This window comes from Alkalimonas sp. NCh-2, assembly GCF_039631345.1.
Taxonomy (GTDB): domain Bacteria; phylum Pseudomonadota; class Gammaproteobacteria; order Enterobacterales; family Alteromonadaceae; genus Alkalimonas; species Alkalimonas mucilaginosa.
In genome coordinates this window covers 609,759-626,365 of record NZ_JBDIUV010000002.1, presented here as the reverse complement: position 1 = coordinate 626,365, position 16,607 = coordinate 609,759, and the positions used below count along the sequence as shown (strand labels likewise).

Here is a 16,607-nt window from a genome sequence, read left to right as displayed (position 1 = left end):
CCTAATGCTGGTGCGGGTCAAAGCCCGCCTTTTGCAGCTCGGAAGCCAGGAAAAAAGCGCCTTGCTTTACCAATAACTGGCCGGGCGTGATGCCCTGTACCAGATGCCAGCCCCGCTCGCTACGCAGCAACTCCACCGGATATGGCACAAAAAGCTCACGCTCCTGCACAAAAACTTGCCAGTGACCATCGGCATCACGACTGAGGGCGGCATCCGGTACCAGCACCCCAGAGACAGCTTCAGCACGCAGCACAATTTCCACAAAACTGCCGGGATGCCAGTGCAAGGCCCGATTATCCAGCCGGGCAAACCAGGGCTCGGTCCGGCTATGCAAGTCCAACTGATGTGAGCGGCCAATCAGCTCGGCTTCTGCCCATTGCTGCTCATAACGCACCAACAGCGTCGCTTTTGCATCAAGTAAGCCGGACTGACTGCTGGTTAACTCGACCTGCACCCACAAGCTGGACTCATCTGCCAAGCCCAGCAAGGTACTGCCCGCCGCCAGTTGCTCCCCTGGCAATGCCTGCAACCGGCTGACCACGCCAGACTGCGGCGCCAGCAGTTCAAAACGCCCCAATGATTCCGGCTGCTGCTGCAATGAAGCAATCTGCGCACTGGTCATGTGCAGAGCCTCCAAATGCGCCCTGGCTTGACTGGCCCGGACTTTGGCAATGAATTGCTCATTGGCACTGATGCTGTCGGCAGTAAGTTCAGCCAGACGTTGCCATTGACGCATCGCATCCAGATACTCTGCCTGCACATCAGCCAGCCGGGTGCCGCCCAGGGTTAACAGTGGCTGGCCGGCTTCCACCCATTGGCCGGGCCGGACATGCCGTTTCAGCACTTGCAGCTCAAAAGGGGTTGTCAGCAATTGGCTTTGCTCTGGATCGGCGATAAGGGTTGCCGTTGCCAGTTGTGTTGGCCAAAACTCGCTGATGCTGGCAGGCTGCACCAGGATCCCGGCCAACTGTTGTTGCTGCAAAGTAAGCTGCAACTCATGAGACTGGTGGCTGTGCTCCTGGCTGGCCGTCACTTTTGGATGACCGGCCAGCGGAAATGCTGTCCATAGCAGCTGCGCAGCCAAAACGGCCACGCGAATGGAATAAATACGCATAGAAACTCCTGAAAAAATACCGGGGTGCAGCCAGCTTCGCGGCCTGCTGCAGTTTAAGTGATATCAGGAGAGAAAAATGGGAGGGCGTAAATGCAAGGCAGATTGCGGCGGATAATACCAGAGCCGGTAATGACTATGGCCAAAGCTTGCGCTAACAGCAGATACACGAGGCAACCAGAACAAGGGCACCTGGCCACTGTGACAGTGACAATCCAGGCAAAGTTCGTCGCTCTCAGGCACCTGACTATCCGCCTGGAAGCGGCTTTCGGCCAGCCCGCTATCGCCAAGCGACAGATGCAGGTGATGACCAGTGCTGTCGCTCAACTCAGAAAAATGCCATGGATGCGCGCCAACCTGACCGGACAATGCTTGCCATAAAAAACAGCACAGCACCAGGGCGCTGATACGGACAGCACTTAAGCGGGTACTACTCAAATGGGCACTACTGACACGGATAGCTCGCAAACTAAAGGCCGAATGAGATCTGAGGTGAACATGAGTAGCAGTATACAGGCTGGTGTTGGTCCAGAGTCAAGGCTTTTAGTGAAACAACTCCATGACCGTTGTAACGGAAGTGCTTGATTATATTAGTTCCAGCCGGTACCAGCTCTTGGCACTGTGCTGGCTTAATTGCTGCCAGTCCACCGTACTGACACCAAGCTGCTGACAAAGCTGATGGTACTGCTGCCACAACTGTTGGTAGCTGCCCTGCCATAAACACAATGGAAAGTTACTGGCCAGCATCAGGCGATCTGTTGGTAGTAGCTCCAGAGCAGCAGACAGCACCCGCTGAAACCAACGGCTATCAAAGGAGCTCGTTACCCCGGCCTGCTGCATTTCCCAGCCGGAGAGTTTCATCGCCATAGTCGGGTATTGGCCAAGCTGCTGCAGTGCCAGTTGCCAGTCACTGAACCGCTCTGACGTGACCAGCCCGGCATGATTGAGCACCAGTTGCAGCTTTGGGTGTTTCACTGCCAGTTCAGCAAGGCGCTGCCAGTTGCTGGCTTTACTGAGATCGCACTGCACTTCAAGCAGCAGTTGATGCTGCGCCAGCCAAGCAGCAATGGTCTCAAGTTCAGGCCGCTGCAACACAGCCTCATCCTTCCCTTCAAAGATATGACGTACCCCGGCAGGATGATAGGGCAGTAATGCCTGTAGCTTCCGCTCTACCTCACCAAGCGGCGCGGCGCAATCCAAAAATGCCACGCTGCGATACGCAAAGGGCCAATGCTGCTGGCTTAACCAGAAAAGCTCCTGCTCTGGTTGCTGATTATTAAAACCTGCTTCAATGTGAACAACCCCCAGCAAGCGAAACGGCGACTGCAACGCTAAGTCTGCCGGCAGAAAATCCTGCTGCAGCAACGCTTTTTTGGGCCAGTGAGGTGGATTATTTGGGCGCAGCCAGTGGTAATGACCAGCGCTTAATTGCCAGACATGCAGATGTGGATCGATGATACCAATGCATTGCTCACTCATTGAGCGGTATAACCACCATCAATTAGCTGCAAACTGCCGGTGATAAAGGCGGCCTCCGGGCTGGCCAGAAATGCCACCAGTGCTGCCACTTCCTCGGGTTTTCCCAAACGGCCAAGAGGCTGCTCAGCTGCTTCTTCGCGGTGCACCTCCGCGGTATCACGACCACTTTGTGCGCAATAGCGGGCTATGGCCTGCTGGTACAAGGGCGTATCAATGGTGCCGGGACAGATGGCATTGCAGCGAATATTAAAGCTGGCGTAATCAAGCGCGGTGGTGCGTGCCATCGACGCCAGTGCGGCCTTGGTCAGGTTGTAGGCAAAGGAGTTGCGTTTACCAATGACCGCTTGATCTGAGGCCATCAGCAGAATAACGCCATCACGCTGCGACTTCATCAGCGGCAAAACCGCCTGCACCGCAGCAAAGGCCCCTTTCACATTGAGCGCAAACAGCTCATCCAACATCGCCTCTGAAGTGTGCTCAATATCGGCCGACAGATGCCGACCAGCATTGGACACCAGCACATCAATACGGCCGTATCTAGCTTTTATTTGACCGATCGCCTGCTGCACCGCTGCTACATTACTGACATCGCAAGCCAGATAGACACCTTCAGGGCCCGACTGAATATCCAGATTAATCACCTGATACTCCTGCTGCCGCAGTTTTTCCACCACAGCCGCCCCTATGCCGGCACTGCCACCGGTGACCACGGCAACCGGCTTTGAACCCTTGTTTTGCATGCTTACAAACCCCATAGGCCCATGGCCTGATCCAATCATTAAAACTCGTTGTATCATAACAGCTTTAGTCAGTCGCGGCTTGAGACTTCTGGCCGGGCTGTTACACTAAGACTCGTTTTCAATGCTCTAAGGATACCCTATGCAAACCCTGACTGCCGGACAAAGCGCACCTGATTTTACCTTGCAAGACCAAAACGGCCAAAGCGTCAGCCTGGCTGATTTTCGCGGCAAGAAAGTGCTGGTTTACTTTTACCCACGCGCGTCAACGCCTGGTTGTACCGTGCAGGCTTGTGGCCTACGTGATAGCAAAGCCGAGCTGGAGAAGCTGGGGGTTGTGGTGCTGGGTTTAAGCCCGGATACCCCGAAAAAATTGCTGAACTTCGCCACGAAACAGGAACTTAATTTTACCCTGCTGGCGGATGAAGATCACAGCGTGGCTGACGCCTTTGGTGTCTGGGGGCCAAAAAAGTTTATGGGCCGCGTCAGCGATGGTATTCATCGCACCAGTTTCCTGATTGATGAGCAAGGCACCATTGCCCATGTGTTCGATACCTTCAAGACCAAAGACCATCACCAGGTGGTGCTGGATTATTTAAGCCAATAAGCCATTTGCCCTGCCAGCTCTTGCTTTGGTCGGATCCGACATGCAAGAGCCGTGGCTTTGTGCATACTAAATAACATACTCATCGTTGCATGGAGGTTTTATGCACTTGCTCCCAAAGCTATCGCTCACTGCTACAGCCATCTTGTTGGCAAGCCTGGTTCAGACACAAAGCCAAGCCCAAACCATTGACACCGAGCATGGCCCAATCCAACTGAATACCATCGCCGAAGGGCTGCAACACCCCTGGGGTATGACTTTTTTGCCAGATGGCCGCATGCTGGTGACAGAGCGCACCGCCAATCTTCGCTATGTCAGCATGGATGGCAGCATCAGCGAGCCCATCGCTGGCCTGCCGGACATTCTGGTCGATGGCCAGGGTGGTTTACTCGACGTGGCGTTGCATCCGGAGTTTGCCAGCAATCAATGGGTGTATTTCAGCTACAACGAGCCCACCCCGGAAGGTAGCAGCACTGCCGTTGCCAGAGCTCGCCTGAACGGGATGCAGCTGGAGCAACTGGAGGTCATTTTCAGTGCCCAGCCCAAGATGCGTAGTCGCCATCACTTTGGCAGCCGACTGGTGTTTACCGACGATGGCTATCTCTTTGTTACCCTGGGCGATCGCGGCTCACGCCGACACGATGCGCAAACGCTGGATACCCATCATGGTAAAGTGGTTCGTTTGTATCCGGATGGCACTATTCCACAAAGCAATCCTTTTGTTGGCCGCGATGGGCTGGATGACATCTGGTCCTATGGCCACCGCAATATTCAAGGCGCCGATTTGCACCCACAAACCCGGCAGCTCTGGACCCACGAACATGGTCCTCAGGGCGGCGATGAATTGAACTTAACCGAGGCCGCTAAAAACTATGGCTGGCCCACCATCACCTATGGCGAAGAATACGGTGGCGGCCATATTGGCCCAACAGCAAAAGAAGGCATGGAGCAACCGGTGCACCAATGGACGCCGTCCATAGCGCCAAGCGGCATGGTGTTTTATACCGGTGAGCTGTTCAATGACTGGCAAGGCAATGCCCTGGTGGGCGCACTGCGTTATCAGTTGATCGCTCGCTTAGTGATGGATGGTAATACCGTGACCCACGAAGAGCGCATCGATATTGGTATGCGGGTACGGGATGTGCGCCAGGGCCCGGACGGTGCCGTCTATCTGCTGACCGACGAGCCCAATGGTAAGGTGCTGCAGTTAAAGCCTGCCTCTGAGTAACGGTTAGAAAAACGCGAAATCGGGCAAAGGGCTGTTGCAGCCCTTTGCTTTTTTACTCGGCTGCTTCCATCGCAGGCTGCACCCGGGCCGCCCAGGCCGTGATGGTTGCCTTGACCAAAGACGCCAACGGAATCGCAAAGAAAATTCCCCAGAAGCCAAACATACCGCCAAAAAACAGCACAGCGACAATGATGTAGACGGGGTGTAAATCAATAACCTCGGAAAACAACACCGGCACCAGCAAGTTACCATCCAGCGCCTGAATCACTCCATAAGCCAGCATCAGATAACCAAACTGCGGACTAAAACCCCATTGAAAAAGAGCCACTAAAGCAATCGGAAGCGTTACCACAGCAGCACCGATGTAGGGGATCAACACTGAAAAACCGACCAGCACACCAAGCAATAAAGGATAATTTAAGCCAAACAGAGCAAAAACTGCATAACTGACCGCTCCGACAATTATGATTTCCAGAATTTTGCCCCGGATGTAATTCATGATCTGAAAGTTCATTTCCTGCCAGACCTGACTGATCAATTTACGCTCTGTTGGCAGCAAGGCCGAGAAGCGCTCAATCAGCAGATTTTTGTCTTTCAACATAAAGAACACCAGCAGCGGCACCAGAATCAGGTAAATCATCAAAGCCACTAAATCAACAATGGATGCCAGTGACAGCGACAACATATCCCGGCCAAAGGCCATAAGCCGCTCATCGACTGACTGCATAAAGATATTTACCTGCTCGGTACTGACCACGCCAGGAAAGGCCTCAGGCAGCTCCAGCAAATATTGCCTGCCCTGCTCGATCATTTGTGGCATATCACGAAGCAAGGTACGCCCCTGATGCCAAAATAGCGGCATGGTCCACATCAGTATCATGGTGCTCAGACCAATAAAGGTAGAGACCACCAGGCTGGTGCTGATAGTACGGGATAAGCCAAGCCGGGTTAGCCGCGCTACCGGCCACTCCAGTAAGTAGGCAAAAGCGATGGCCACCAGCAAAGGTGCCAGAATACGCCCCAGCCAGTAAATGGATAAAAACCCCAGTAGCAGCATTAAAAACAGCACCACAACCTGAGGATCAGAAAACTTGTGGTGGTACCAATTTTTCAGCCAGGACAACATCGCAATGGGCTCCTTATCAACTTGCCTTGAGCAGAAGATACAGCAAACGCCTGAATCTGTCAGTTTTCTATGGTAGATTACCCGATATCCATGACAAGATAATTGCTGATTTCGCTTTGAACTTCAAAACAATTTCGCTGCCTAAAACGGCGATAGGTTTCCCGGACGGAATAGGCTGTACCCTGAATGATATCGAATACCCTTAGTGCCCACTTAATTTTTTCAACGCGATTGAAATCGGCCTGTCTCTGGTTGCTGTTGAGTTGTTTCTCGCTCAGCGCCTATGCCAGCTCGAACTTGCCCGACCTGGGCGGTACTGCCATGTCTACACTCACCCCAGAGAAAGAGAAGGTATTGGGTGATGTATTGATGCGCCAAGCCAAAGGCTCCTTGCCCATGGTGTTCGATCCCTTGCTGGATGAATACATTAATGCGCTAGGCAACCGCTTGGTGGCAAATGCCAACGATGTCCGCTTTCCATTTCGCTTTTACTGGGTGGATAATCGCAACATCAATGCTTTTGCTACCCTTGGTGGGCATGTAGCGTCCCATACGGGAACCCTGGCCATTTCGGACAGTGAAAGTGAATTTGCCTCTGTGATGGCTCACGAGATAGCACACGTCACCCAACGACACATTGCCCGCTTTGTGGAAGCTCAAAGCCAGCGAGCACCTTTAACACTTGCCGGCCTGCTGGGAGCCATAGTACTGGCCACAGTCAACCCTGAAGCAGGGATGGCAGCCATGATAGCGACCCAAGGTGCCAGCCAGCAAGCATCCATCAATTTCACCCGCAGCAATGAGCAAGAAGCGGATCGCGTTGGTATGCAAATCCTGGCCGATGCAGGTTTTGACCCCCATGCTGTGCCAGAGTTTTTCCGTAAACTCAGCGAGCGCAGCCGCTTTATGAATCAACAGTTGGCTTTTTTGCAAACACACCCGCTATCACAGGCACGGGTAAGTGATACCCGATTAAGGGCCGAACGATTCCCCAAACGCTTTGTACCAGACAGTCAGGACTACACCTTAGCCAAAGCCAGGGTGTTGGCGCGCTACCAACATAAAAATGAAGATGTGGTCGCCATTTTCCAGCAACGGTTACGCCAGCCAGGGGGCAATACCAAAGCAAATCAATACGGTCTGGCCATTGCCTACCTGGACAGCAATAACTATACCGAAGCGGAAACGCTGATCCTGGAGTTGCTGGAAAAAGATGAATACAATCTGTATTACCTGGATGTCTATACCGATGTGTTGCTGGGGCAAAACCGCGCGACTGAGGCACTGGAAATGCTGGAGCATCATTACCGGATCCGCCCAAACAACCAGGTCGTCACGCTCAATTACGCCAATGCGGCTATTAAAGCCGGTGGCAACCGGCTGGCGATTCATTTGCTCAAGGATATGCTGCATTACAAAGAGGATAATATTCTGGCCTATGATTTAATTGCCAAGGCGTACCAGAATCTGGAAGACTATGCCCGCTTTTACGAAGCCCGCTCAGATTTTCACTACCAATTGGCCAATTACCCCAGAGCTATTGATGACTTGCAAGAGGCGCTCAACCATTTATCCAGCAGCGATAAATTGGAAAACCGCCGCCTGGAAGCCAAAAGGCGGCAGATGCAAGCCGAATTTGATCGCTTGCGCCGCATGTAAACAGTCTATAGATAGCGCAGCCTGGACTTTGCGCCTGCGCCTGACTTTCTTTACAATAACCGTCTTTGCGAAAACGGAGCTGTTATGCTGACCATTCTTCACAACCCCCGCTGTTCCAAAAGCCGTCAGGCCCTTGAACTGCTGCAGCACCATCAGGTTGAAATCACTGTAGTGGATTATCAAAAAGCTCCCCTGACCAAAGCAGAGCTTGCCGCTGTACTGGAAAAACTTGGCATTCCAGCCAAAGCACTGCTGCGCAACAAAGAAGAGGATTACAAAGCCCTGCAACTGGACAATCCGGCTTTGACGGAAGATGATCTGCTGGATGCCATGTTAAGCCACCCCAAACTAATGGAGCGGCCAGTGGTGTTTGATCAACACAGAGCCGTGATTGGCCGACCTCCGGAGAAGGTACTGGAATTGCTGCCATGACCGTCAGAGTTTTGATTCTGTATTACTCAAAGCATGGTTCCGTAGCCAGGTTAGCCGACAAAATTGCCATCGGCGTGCAGCAGGCCGGTGCCGAGGCAATGGTGCGCTCAGTTGCTCCGCTGGATCCTAGCGAACAACCACGTCATCAGGTCCTGAATATCCAGGACCTGCCACACTGTGATGCACTGATTGTTGGCAGCCCGGTACGCTTTGGTGTCATGGCTGCCCCGCTAAAAGCCTTTTGGGACCAAACCAGCGAAGCCTGGATCCGCGGCAGTCTGATCGGTAAAGCGGCAGGAGTTTTTACTTCCTCCGGCAGCATGCACGGCGGCAACGAAAGCACTTTGCTCGGTATGATGCTGCCCATGCTGCATCATGGCATGCTGTTATGTGGCCTACCCTACAGCGAACCTGAACTTAATAACACCAACCAGGGTGGCACCCCATACGGCCCAAGCCATGTCAGTGGCTTGAGTGGCGACAAAGCCTTTAGCCGTGATGAGCAGCAACTATGTTTAGCACTGGGGCAGCGGATTGCACGCGTGACACAACAACTCAAGACAGGAGCACAACGCTAAATGAATGCAGGTAAACCGGAGCAGCTCTCCAGTGAAACCGTAACCATGGCAGACAAAACCAAACAATGCTTGCTGCTGGGCCGGATTGGTTTTTTTGGTCTTTTTGTGCTGATCCCAGTGTGGATACTCTGGTTGGCCCCTCCGAGTCTGGGTAATCCATACGTGCTGCTGGCACTGCTGTGGCTACCGTTGTGGTTTCCACTGCGGGGTATGATCAAAGGCGATCCCTACACCTTTGCCTGGGCTAATTTTATTGTAATGATTTACTTTGTACATAGCCTGACCAACTTGTGGGTCGCATCCGGACTTTATTTTTGGCTATCTGTGCTTGAACTACTGCTGTCGTTGGCAATGTTTATTGGTTGCACCTATTACGCTCGTTTTCGCGGGCAAGAGCTGGGCCTGAAGATCCCAAGACTGAAAGATGATCCCAGACCCTGAGTTTTTGCAATGCTAACGGCTGGCATACTCCTGTGCTTGCAAGGTGCAGAGATTCTGTTGACAACTCGGTAGCGGCTCTGGCAACAACTCACAGGTGCTAATGGTGCCAAGCCGCTCATGCTGCCGCTGTCGCAATGAGCTAAACTGTTCATTGGTATGCAGCAGCATGCTTTCGTCGGTGCTAAGCACGGAATACGCCAGATACTGCTCCGGGCCGCCACAGGGGCGAACCCCTTTGGCCAGCACCCGACACTGTTGATCTTGCTGGCAGCTGCGGTCTTCCGTCAACCGATCCATCCGCCGCTCCAACTGACGCAGATTGACCTGCAGTTGAGCCAGAGAGCCATCCAGCTCACTTAATAAAGCAGCACGCTGTTGTTCTTCAGTCAGTTGCACACAGCCGCTAAAACACAACACAGCCCCTAAAGTGACCAGCCGATACCATGCTGCCTTTGTTGTCATGTTTTGCTCCTTTTAGCTCTCTACCTTCCAGGCAGACAACTAACTGTTGGTCGTAATACGGGCCATTTGCAGTACAGACACGTAAGCTCCATACTGAAAAGCATAATCAGAAAGCTCTGCTTCCACTTCAAAACCAAAACGTTCATACAGGGCTACCGCCGCTTCATTATTGCTGTATACCTGCAGCTCCAGTCGACGAATATTCAACCAGTTGTCTGCCATTTCCAAAGCGGTACGCAGCAGCGCCGAGCCAATGCCCTGGCCCTGGAAAGGTTCCGACACCGCCATACCAATGTCGGCCGCGTGCCGGCGGCGCTGATTTTGGAACTGCTGCAGGCCAAGTTGCCCGACCACATCACCATCCAGCTCGGCCACCAGATTGTAAAAGCCGGGCCGGCTCTGGCATAACTGCTCCCAGTGATTCAGCGCCTGCAATGGCAATTGCAAGGTATTGGCGTATACACTGGGCTGCTGATAAATCTGCTGCATGGCTTTGGCATCAGCCTGTTCAGCATGACGGATTATAACCGGCATGAGTTCTTCCTTCTGTAAAAAAATGTATCAAGGTATTAACACTTCATCGTTAGCATGCAGTGCAGCAGGTATCAGGACACACCATAGCCAGGATCACATCAGGCAAATGCAATCATCATGCTTAGAATAATGAGGTATGCAGACAGGTACAAGTGAATTTGTACCTGTCCGAGCAAACTTAGAGTTGAGCTTCGAGCTCAGGGAGAACAGTAAAGAGATCGGCAACCAGACCATAATCGGCCACCTGGAAAATAGGGGCTTCAGCGTCTTTGTTGATAGCCACGATGACTTTCGAGTCTTTCATGCCTGCCAGATGTTGAATAGCACCGGAAATCCCGACAGCAATATACAGATCAGGCGCCACAATCTTGCCGGTTTGCCCAACCTGCATATCATTCGGCACAAAGCCAGCATCCACAGCGGCGCGGGATGCTCCTATGGCAGCCCCCAGCTTGTCGGCAATACCTTCCAGCAATTTGAAGTTCTCACCATTTTGCATGCCACGGCCACCAGAGATCACCACTTTAGCAGCTGTTAACTCAGGACGCTCAGAAACGGTCAGCTCCTCGTTGACAAAAGTGGAAACCGCCAAGTCTTTCACCAGGTCAAGGTTTTGGATCTGCGCCGCTCCCTCTTCAGACACGGCATCAAAAGCAGAGCTTCGAACCGTAATGACTTTGACCGTATCATCCGATTGCACGGTAGCAATAGCATTACCTGCGTAAATAGGGCGTACAAAGGTGTCAGCCGACTCAACAGCAATGATATCGGAGATTTGCGCTACATCCAGCAAAGCAGCCACTCGCGGCAGAAAGTTCTTACCGGTTGTAGTGGCTGCAGCCAAAATATGGCTATAACCTGCAGCCAGCTCCACTACCAAAGCTGCGATATTCTCTGCCAACTGATGACCATACACCGGGTTATCAGCCAACAAGACCTTGCTGACCCCAGTTAATTTTGCCGCCTGTTCAGCAACCGCCTGGCAACCGGCTCCTGCGACCAGCAGCTGAATATCACCGCCAATTTGCTGTGCTGCCTGCACCGTTTTGTGGGTTTCAGGCTTTAGCTGTTGATTGTTGTGCTCTGCAATAATCAGGATGCTCATTGGATCACCTTTGCTTCATTCTTTAATTTGTCTACCAGCTCCGCTACCGACTCCACAGTAATACCACCTGTGCGACCGGCCGGTGTCGCCACTTTGACTACTTTTACTTTGGAAACCAGCGCCACACCCAGTTCATCTGCCGGGATCACATCCAAAGGCTTGCGCTTGGCTTTCATAATATTTGGCAGGGAAGCATAGCGCGGCTCGTTCAGGCGCAAGTCGGTACTGACCACCGCAGGCAGGCTTAGCTCAACAGTTTGTAGTCCACCATCCACTTCACGGGTTACCTGGACTTTGTTGTCTGCGGTAAGCTCCACTTTGGAGGCAAAAGTCCCCTGACCAATACCCGCCAGGGCCGCCAGCATCTGGCCGGTCTGATTGTTATCAGAGTCGATCGCCTGCTTGCCGATAATCACTAGCTCAGGTTGCTCTTTGTCCATCAGCTTGTGCAGTAACTTCGCAACTTGCAATGAGTCCAGATCTGCCTCGGTTTCCAGATGGATGGCACGATCCGCGCCCAGAGCCAGAGCAGTGCGCAGTTGCTCCTGCACTGCTTTGCTACCAATAGATACCACCACCACTTCTGTCGCTTTGCCTGCTTCTTTTAGACGGACTGCTTCTTCCACCGCAATTTCACAAAACGGATTCAGTGCCATTTTCACATTGGCTAAATCCACACCACTTTGGTCGGCTTTAACCCGCACTTTCACGTTGTAATCGATAACCCGTTTGACCGGCACTAAAATTTTCATAGATTCCTCACATTACCCAGGGAAAACATCCGACTGCTACTGGCAGCTTGATTGACGTGAAGGTAAACTTATCCAGCAGAACATGCTCACAATCTACTTACTGTTGACGTAAACGTCAACCTGCAATAGGCTTTACGGGCTGTTTCGTACTGAATTCGCTGTAAATAATAACATCCACTACACTTGCAGACGAGTAGCAGGCACGCCAAATAGGGCGCGATATTGATAATGATCAGGGTAACGATGCCTGCAATGAGGTATTCCTTTGTTTCCCTGCAAAACAACGACAACAACGAACGAGGTCAGCTGTGGACGTGCAAAGAGAATCGATGGAGTTTGACGTAGTAATCGTAGGTGCAGGCCCTGCCGGCTTATCCGCTGCGATTAAGCTGATGCAACAAGCACAGCAAGCCGGGCAAGAGCTGATGGTTTGTGTAGTCGAAAAAGGCTCAGAAGTGGGCGCTCATATCTTATCCGGTGCAGTGTTTGAGCCAAGAGCCTTGCACGAGCTGCTGCCTGACTGGCAGTCATTGGGAGCCCCGCTGAATACCCCGGTTGTACACGACGATATTTACTTGCTGCAATCCGACAGTCAGGCCAAAAAGCTGCCTGGCTTTTCCGTGCCTAAAACCATGCACAACAGTGGTAATTACATTGTGTCTATGGGCAATGTCTGCCGCTGGTTGGCTGCGCAGGCAGAGCAACTGGGGGTGGAGATATTCCCCGGCTTCCCGGCAGCAGAGCTGATTATTGAAGATGGCGTGGTCAAAGGTATTATTACCGGTGATATGGGGCTGGATGTCGATGGCACGCCCAAAGATAGCTTTGAACCAGGCATGGAGCTACGTGCCAAATACACTATTTTTGCCGAGGGCTGTCGCGGTCACCTTGGCAAGCAGTTGCTGCAGCAATTTGCACTCGATAAAGACTGCTCGCCACAACATTACGCTATTGGCTTTAAAGAAATCTGGGATGTGGATGCATCCAGGCATCACCCTGGTTTGGTTGTGCACAGCGCAGGCTGGCCTCTGGATAAAAACACCTCTGGCGGTGGTTACCTGTACCATGCAGAAAACCAGCAAATTCTGGTGGGTTTAATCGTCGATCTGAACTACAGCAATCCACACCTCAGTCCTTTTGAAGAGTTCCAGCGCTACAAGCAGCACCCGGTGCTAAAGCAATACCTCGAAGGCGGGAAACGCGTCAGCTATGGTGCCCGAGCTATCACCAAAGGAGGCCTGAACAGCTTGCCCAAAATGAGCTTTCCCGGAGGCCTGCTGGCGGGCTGTGAAGCCGGTACTCTGAACTTTGCGAAAATCAAGGGCAACCACACGGCCATGAAATCCGGCATGCTGGCCGCAGAAACCATCTTTGAAGCCTTGCAACGCGGGGATGAAGGTGGCAAGGATTTAAACCATCACCAGCAACGCTTTGAGCAAAGCTGGCTGTACGACGAGCTGTATCGCTCACGCAACTTTGGTCCGGCCATGCACAAATTTGGCACCTTCTGGGGCGGTGCCTACAACACCATCGAACAAAACTGGTTTGGCGGCAAACTCCCCTGGACGCTCAAAGACGAGTCGCTGGACCATGCCCAGCTCAAACCAGCCAGTGAGTGCCCGGTGATCAACTACCCCAAACCGGACAATGTGCTGAGCTTTGACCGCTTATCGTCGGTGTATTTATCCAACACCAACCATGAAGAAAAGCAGCCTTGTCATCTGAAGCTGAAAGATGCCAGTCTTCCCATCAGTCAAAACCTGCCCCGCTTTGCCGAGCCCGCTCAACGGTATTGCCCGGCTGGGGTATACGAGGTTATCGAAGAGACAGATGGCCAGGCCCGTTTCCAGATCAATGCCCAGAACTGCATTCATTGCAAAACCTGTGATATCAAAGATCCGGCACAAAACATCACCTGGGTAACACCAGAAGGCCCGGGGGGCCCAAACTACCCCAACATGTAACTTTTATTCAGGGAGCCGGGTGCTCCCTTTTTATTGATCTGAACCAGGTTCAGTGCTAATCCCGCATTGTATTCAGCAGAAAAACGGTCTACTTTTAGTGCACAGTCGTATAAAAAACAGATGCAGGAAGAGGCTCTATGGCAACAAAAATACCGACCACCCAGCCGGACACAAATCAGGATGATCTGCATGATGAAGTAATTGCAGTGCGGCCTGCAGCCAGCAGCATAGCCCGACAGCCAGTCGTTTCCTTTGGTGGGGAGCGTTATATGTATTTTACGGAGCGCGATCTCAACCGTATTCTGGCTAACCTGGATGCACTTCGCCAAACCGTTTTCCCAAACAGCGGTGTGGAACACGAAATCAGTGCTCCAAGACAGCAACACTTTCCTTCTGTTTGTTTGATTGGCCTTGGCCGTTGTGGCTCCAACATTGCACTGGATGTGGCGTCTCTGGTCTACAATGCCCGTAATTTTTACCTGAATGAGTTTAACAACGAAGAAAAGCAAAACCGCGAACAGGAATACCGGCCCATGCGCTGGATTAAGCGCAGCCTGCATTTAAAACAATCGAATGCGTTAAAACCGGTATTTCTGATAGAGCCACTGGTGATGCTGGGTGATTTGGATAAAGACATCGAAGGCCGCATCCGCTTTTCCAACAAAGGTGAATCCAGCGGTTTCCTGCACGACTACACCAAAATGAAAATTATGGATTTGTCCGAAGTTCATGCAGGCGGCGCTGGCAATGCTCCTATTCTTGGCCAGTATCTGGCGAAAATTATTCTGAATAAAGACACACAGCGCTTTTCCAATGCGGACTGGAAGTTTATTCACTCCTACCTGATTGATTCCTGTGGCATCAAAGCCAACCAGTCGCGACTGTATTTTTATATTTTCAGTGCAGGCGGTGGTACCGGCTCTGGCATGGCTTCTGAGTTCGGCCTGGCCCAACAGTATGCCTACATGAGCAAAACCTTCGATACCCGAACCTTACCAGAGAACGAAGAAAACCGCGGTCACTCCTTTGTGTTTGAACCCATCTTTACCAGCGGCATCTGTATCCTGCCGAATATTTCTGACCATGGGGTGGAGATGTCCGAGGCGTTGCATATCAATGCCGGTCGTTTACTGTGCAAGTATCTGGCAGAAGAGTGGGACTTCTCCTACAACTTTGACCATGAGGATGGTAGCGACTCCAGTGTGATGCACCGCATCCGGCCCTGGAATGCGATGATGCTAATCTCCAACGACATCATGCGTTATGCCGAAGAAACCGATGACGGCGACATCCAGCACATTGATGTCAATGCCATGGAAAAATACGCCAATCAATACATTTCACAGCAAATATTCAATATCTTGACGGCCCAGGCTGTTACCACGGATTACGATGAAAACTATTTCCGCCGGGCCGGCATTGATATCGGCGAAACCATCCGTCTGGATGCCAATGATCTCTTTATGAGCCTGGCTGGGCCTGTTGCGGTAGCTTATGCCGAATCGGTGATCCCGGCTGAGAGCAGCAGCCTGGAAAAGGTCAAGCTATTCGACAAACAGGCTCCAAGTGGTTTGAACATTGACGATCTGTTTTTCCGCTCCATTGACTTGCCGCATTTTAACAAAGTCACTCAGGCCATTGAGGGTATCAGCTTACTGCCGATTGAGTCAGAACGCTACCGTGAGACACTGGCCAATTATCAGAAGAATAATTACAACGCGGCTGAGCTAAAGAACCTGCACTTTTTCAAAAACTGCTCATCCGTGGTGTCCATTGTTTCCTTGCCCAAAGACTACAAATTGTCGTACATCGATTTGAACAAGCTGAAGTCTCATCTGAACAACCTGTTCCCCAATACCACCTTAAAACGCTATGCTTTGGTAATTGGCGCTTCTGCCAACATTTCGCTGACCACGTTAATTGTGAAAAGCCCGTGCCTGAGTGATGATTTCCTGACACTGATTGTCGCCTACATCAAACGTTGCTTTGCCAAAGACAGTTACCGCTTTGATGAACAACTGGACGAGGCCATGCTGGAATTTATTCGTGATGAGCACTTCGATGAAGCGCTGCTGGATACCATGCTGAATGAGTTTGAGAATCCGGCCAAAATCCTGGATACCAACTGGTACGCAATCAAACCCATGTATGAGAAAAAATACCGCGAGCTGATTCATAGTAAAGATAAATTTATCTCGATCAACGATATCCGGTTATCGCGTGATAGCGTGAAAAAAGCCATCAAGTATCTGCGAGAAATTTACCGGCATAAGATCAGCAAAACCAGGGTGATTTCACTGAACCAGTTACCCGGCAAAAAAGAGAGGAAATCCAGTAGCAACGCTGCCAGCGAACCGGAAAAATAACGCCCGCAGACAGACAAGCTCTGCGCCTG

The 16,607-nt window shown here is 51.8% G+C and carries 17 protein-coding genes; 8 read left to right on the top strand and 9 right to left on the bottom strand.

The window, feature by feature from the left end; genetic code table 11:
* Position 1 precedes the first annotated feature (1 nt).
* From ABC502_RS08235 to ABC502_RS08220, 4 genes are all read right to left on the bottom strand, one after another.
* Entirely contained in the window at positions 2 to 1,114 is a 1,113-nt protein-coding gene (locus tag ABC502_RS08235; protein ID WP_345915531.1) for an efflux RND transporter periplasmic adaptor subunit, read from the bottom strand.
* A gap of 63 nt (positions 1,115 to 1,177) precedes the next feature.
* A complete protein-coding gene (locus tag ABC502_RS08230) occupies positions 1,178 to 1,549 on the bottom strand; it encodes a hypothetical protein (protein WP_345915530.1) in 372 nt (123 codons plus the stop codon).
* Positions 1,550 to 1,696: 147 nt separating this feature from the next.
* A complete protein-coding gene (locus ABC502_RS08225) occupies positions 1,697 to 2,590 on the bottom strand; it encodes an amidohydrolase family protein (RefSeq protein ID WP_345915529.1) in 894 nt (297 codons plus the stop codon).
* The gene (locus tag ABC502_RS08220; RefSeq protein ID WP_345915528.1) at positions 2,587 to 3,330 is read right to left on the bottom strand and encodes an SDR family oxidoreductase; all 744 of its coding nucleotides are present in this window, start codon (positions 3,328 to 3,330) and stop codon (positions 2,587 to 2,589) included. The genes ABC502_RS08225 and ABC502_RS08220 overlap by 4 nt, the downstream gene beginning before the upstream one ends.
* A 139-nt stretch (positions 3,331 to 3,469) precedes the next feature.
* Here ABC502_RS08220 and bcp point away from each other — a divergent pair, with 139 nt between their 5' ends.
* Together bcp and ABC502_RS08210 are read left to right on the top strand one after the other, a co-directional pair.
* Positions 3,470 to 3,934 carry a thioredoxin-dependent thiol peroxidase gene (gene bcp / locus ABC502_RS08215; protein ID WP_345915527.1) on the top strand — a complete coding sequence of 155 codons (465 nt, stop codon included), beginning with the start codon at positions 3,470 to 3,472 and terminating at the stop codon, positions 3,932 to 3,934.
* Between the two features lie 100 nt (positions 3,935 to 4,034).
* Complete coding sequence (locus ABC502_RS08210; protein ID WP_345915526.1) at positions 4,035 to 5,159, top strand: PQQ-dependent sugar dehydrogenase; 1,125 nt, start codon at positions 4,035 to 4,037, stop codon at positions 5,157 to 5,159.
* Between the two features lie 52 nt (positions 5,160 to 5,211).
* On the opposite strand, the gene ABC502_RS08205 is transcribed toward ABC502_RS08210, so the two are convergent.
* On the bottom strand, positions 5,212 to 6,285 hold the full coding sequence (locus ABC502_RS08205) for an AI-2E family transporter (protein ID WP_330088535.1): 1,074 nt from the start codon (positions 6,283 to 6,285) through the stop codon (positions 5,212 to 5,214).
* A 321-nt stretch (positions 6,286 to 6,606) separates the two neighbouring features.
* Here ABC502_RS08205 and ABC502_RS08200 point away from each other — a divergent pair, with 321 nt between their 5' ends.
* From ABC502_RS08200 to ABC502_RS08185, 4 genes are all read left to right on the top strand, one after another.
* Positions 6,607 to 7,944 carry a M48 family metalloprotease gene (locus tag ABC502_RS08200; RefSeq protein WP_330088536.1) on the top strand — a complete coding sequence of 446 codons (1,338 nt, stop codon included), beginning with the start codon at positions 6,607 to 6,609 and terminating at the stop codon, positions 7,942 to 7,944.
* Positions 7,945 to 8,028: 84 nt separating this feature from the next.
* Positions 8,029 to 8,376, top strand: a complete 348-nt coding sequence (gene arsC / locus ABC502_RS08195; RefSeq protein ID WP_330088537.1) for an arsenate reductase (glutaredoxin) — start codon at positions 8,029 to 8,031, stop codon at positions 8,374 to 8,376.
* On the top strand, positions 8,373 to 8,954 hold the full coding sequence (gene wrbA, locus ABC502_RS08190) for an NAD(P)H:quinone oxidoreductase (protein ID WP_345915525.1): 582 nt from the start codon (positions 8,373 to 8,375) through the stop codon (positions 8,952 to 8,954). Before arsC ends, wrbA begins: the two co-directional genes overlap by 4 nt.
* Positions 8,955 to 9,395: a DUF2069 domain-containing protein gene (locus ABC502_RS08185; RefSeq protein WP_330088539.1), complete on the top strand. Its 441-nt coding sequence runs from the start codon at positions 8,955 to 8,957 to the stop codon at positions 9,393 to 9,395. It begins immediately after the preceding gene.
* A 12-nt stretch (positions 9,396 to 9,407) separates the two neighbouring features.
* Here the strand turns inward: ABC502_RS08185 and ABC502_RS08180 are convergent, their stop codons facing one another.
* From ABC502_RS08180 to ABC502_RS08165, 4 genes are all read right to left on the bottom strand, one after another.
* A complete protein-coding gene (locus tag ABC502_RS08180) occupies positions 9,408 to 9,857 on the bottom strand; it encodes a hypothetical protein (RefSeq protein WP_330088540.1) in 450 nt (149 codons plus the stop codon).
* A gap of 39 nt (positions 9,858 to 9,896) precedes the next feature.
* Entirely contained in the window at positions 9,897 to 10,391 is a 495-nt protein-coding gene (locus tag ABC502_RS08175; RefSeq protein WP_330088541.1) for a GNAT family N-acetyltransferase, read from the bottom strand.
* A gap of 178 nt (positions 10,392 to 10,569) precedes the next feature.
* On the bottom strand, positions 10,570 to 11,496 hold the full coding sequence (locus ABC502_RS08170; RefSeq protein ID WP_345915524.1) for an FAD-binding protein: 927 nt from the start codon (positions 11,494 to 11,496) through the stop codon (positions 10,570 to 10,572).
* Positions 11,493 to 12,248, bottom strand: a complete 756-nt coding sequence (locus ABC502_RS08165; RefSeq protein ID WP_345915523.1) for an electron transfer flavoprotein subunit beta/FixA family protein — start codon at positions 12,246 to 12,248, stop codon at positions 11,493 to 11,495. The genes ABC502_RS08170 and ABC502_RS08165 overlap by 4 nt, the downstream gene beginning before the upstream one ends.
* Before the next feature lie 314 nt (positions 12,249 to 12,562).
* On the opposite strand from ABC502_RS08165, the gene ABC502_RS08160 reads away from it, so the two are divergent.
* Both ABC502_RS08160 and ABC502_RS08155 read left to right on the top strand, forming a co-directional pair.
* Entirely contained in the window at positions 12,563 to 14,212 is a 1,650-nt protein-coding gene (locus ABC502_RS08160; protein WP_345915522.1) for an electron transfer flavoprotein-ubiquinone oxidoreductase, read from the top strand.
* A 137-nt stretch (positions 14,213 to 14,349) separates the two neighbouring features.
* A complete protein-coding gene (locus ABC502_RS08155; protein ID WP_345915521.1) occupies positions 14,350 to 16,578 on the top strand; it encodes a hypothetical protein in 2,229 nt (742 codons plus the stop codon).
* Positions 16,579 to 16,607 lie beyond the last annotated feature (29 nt).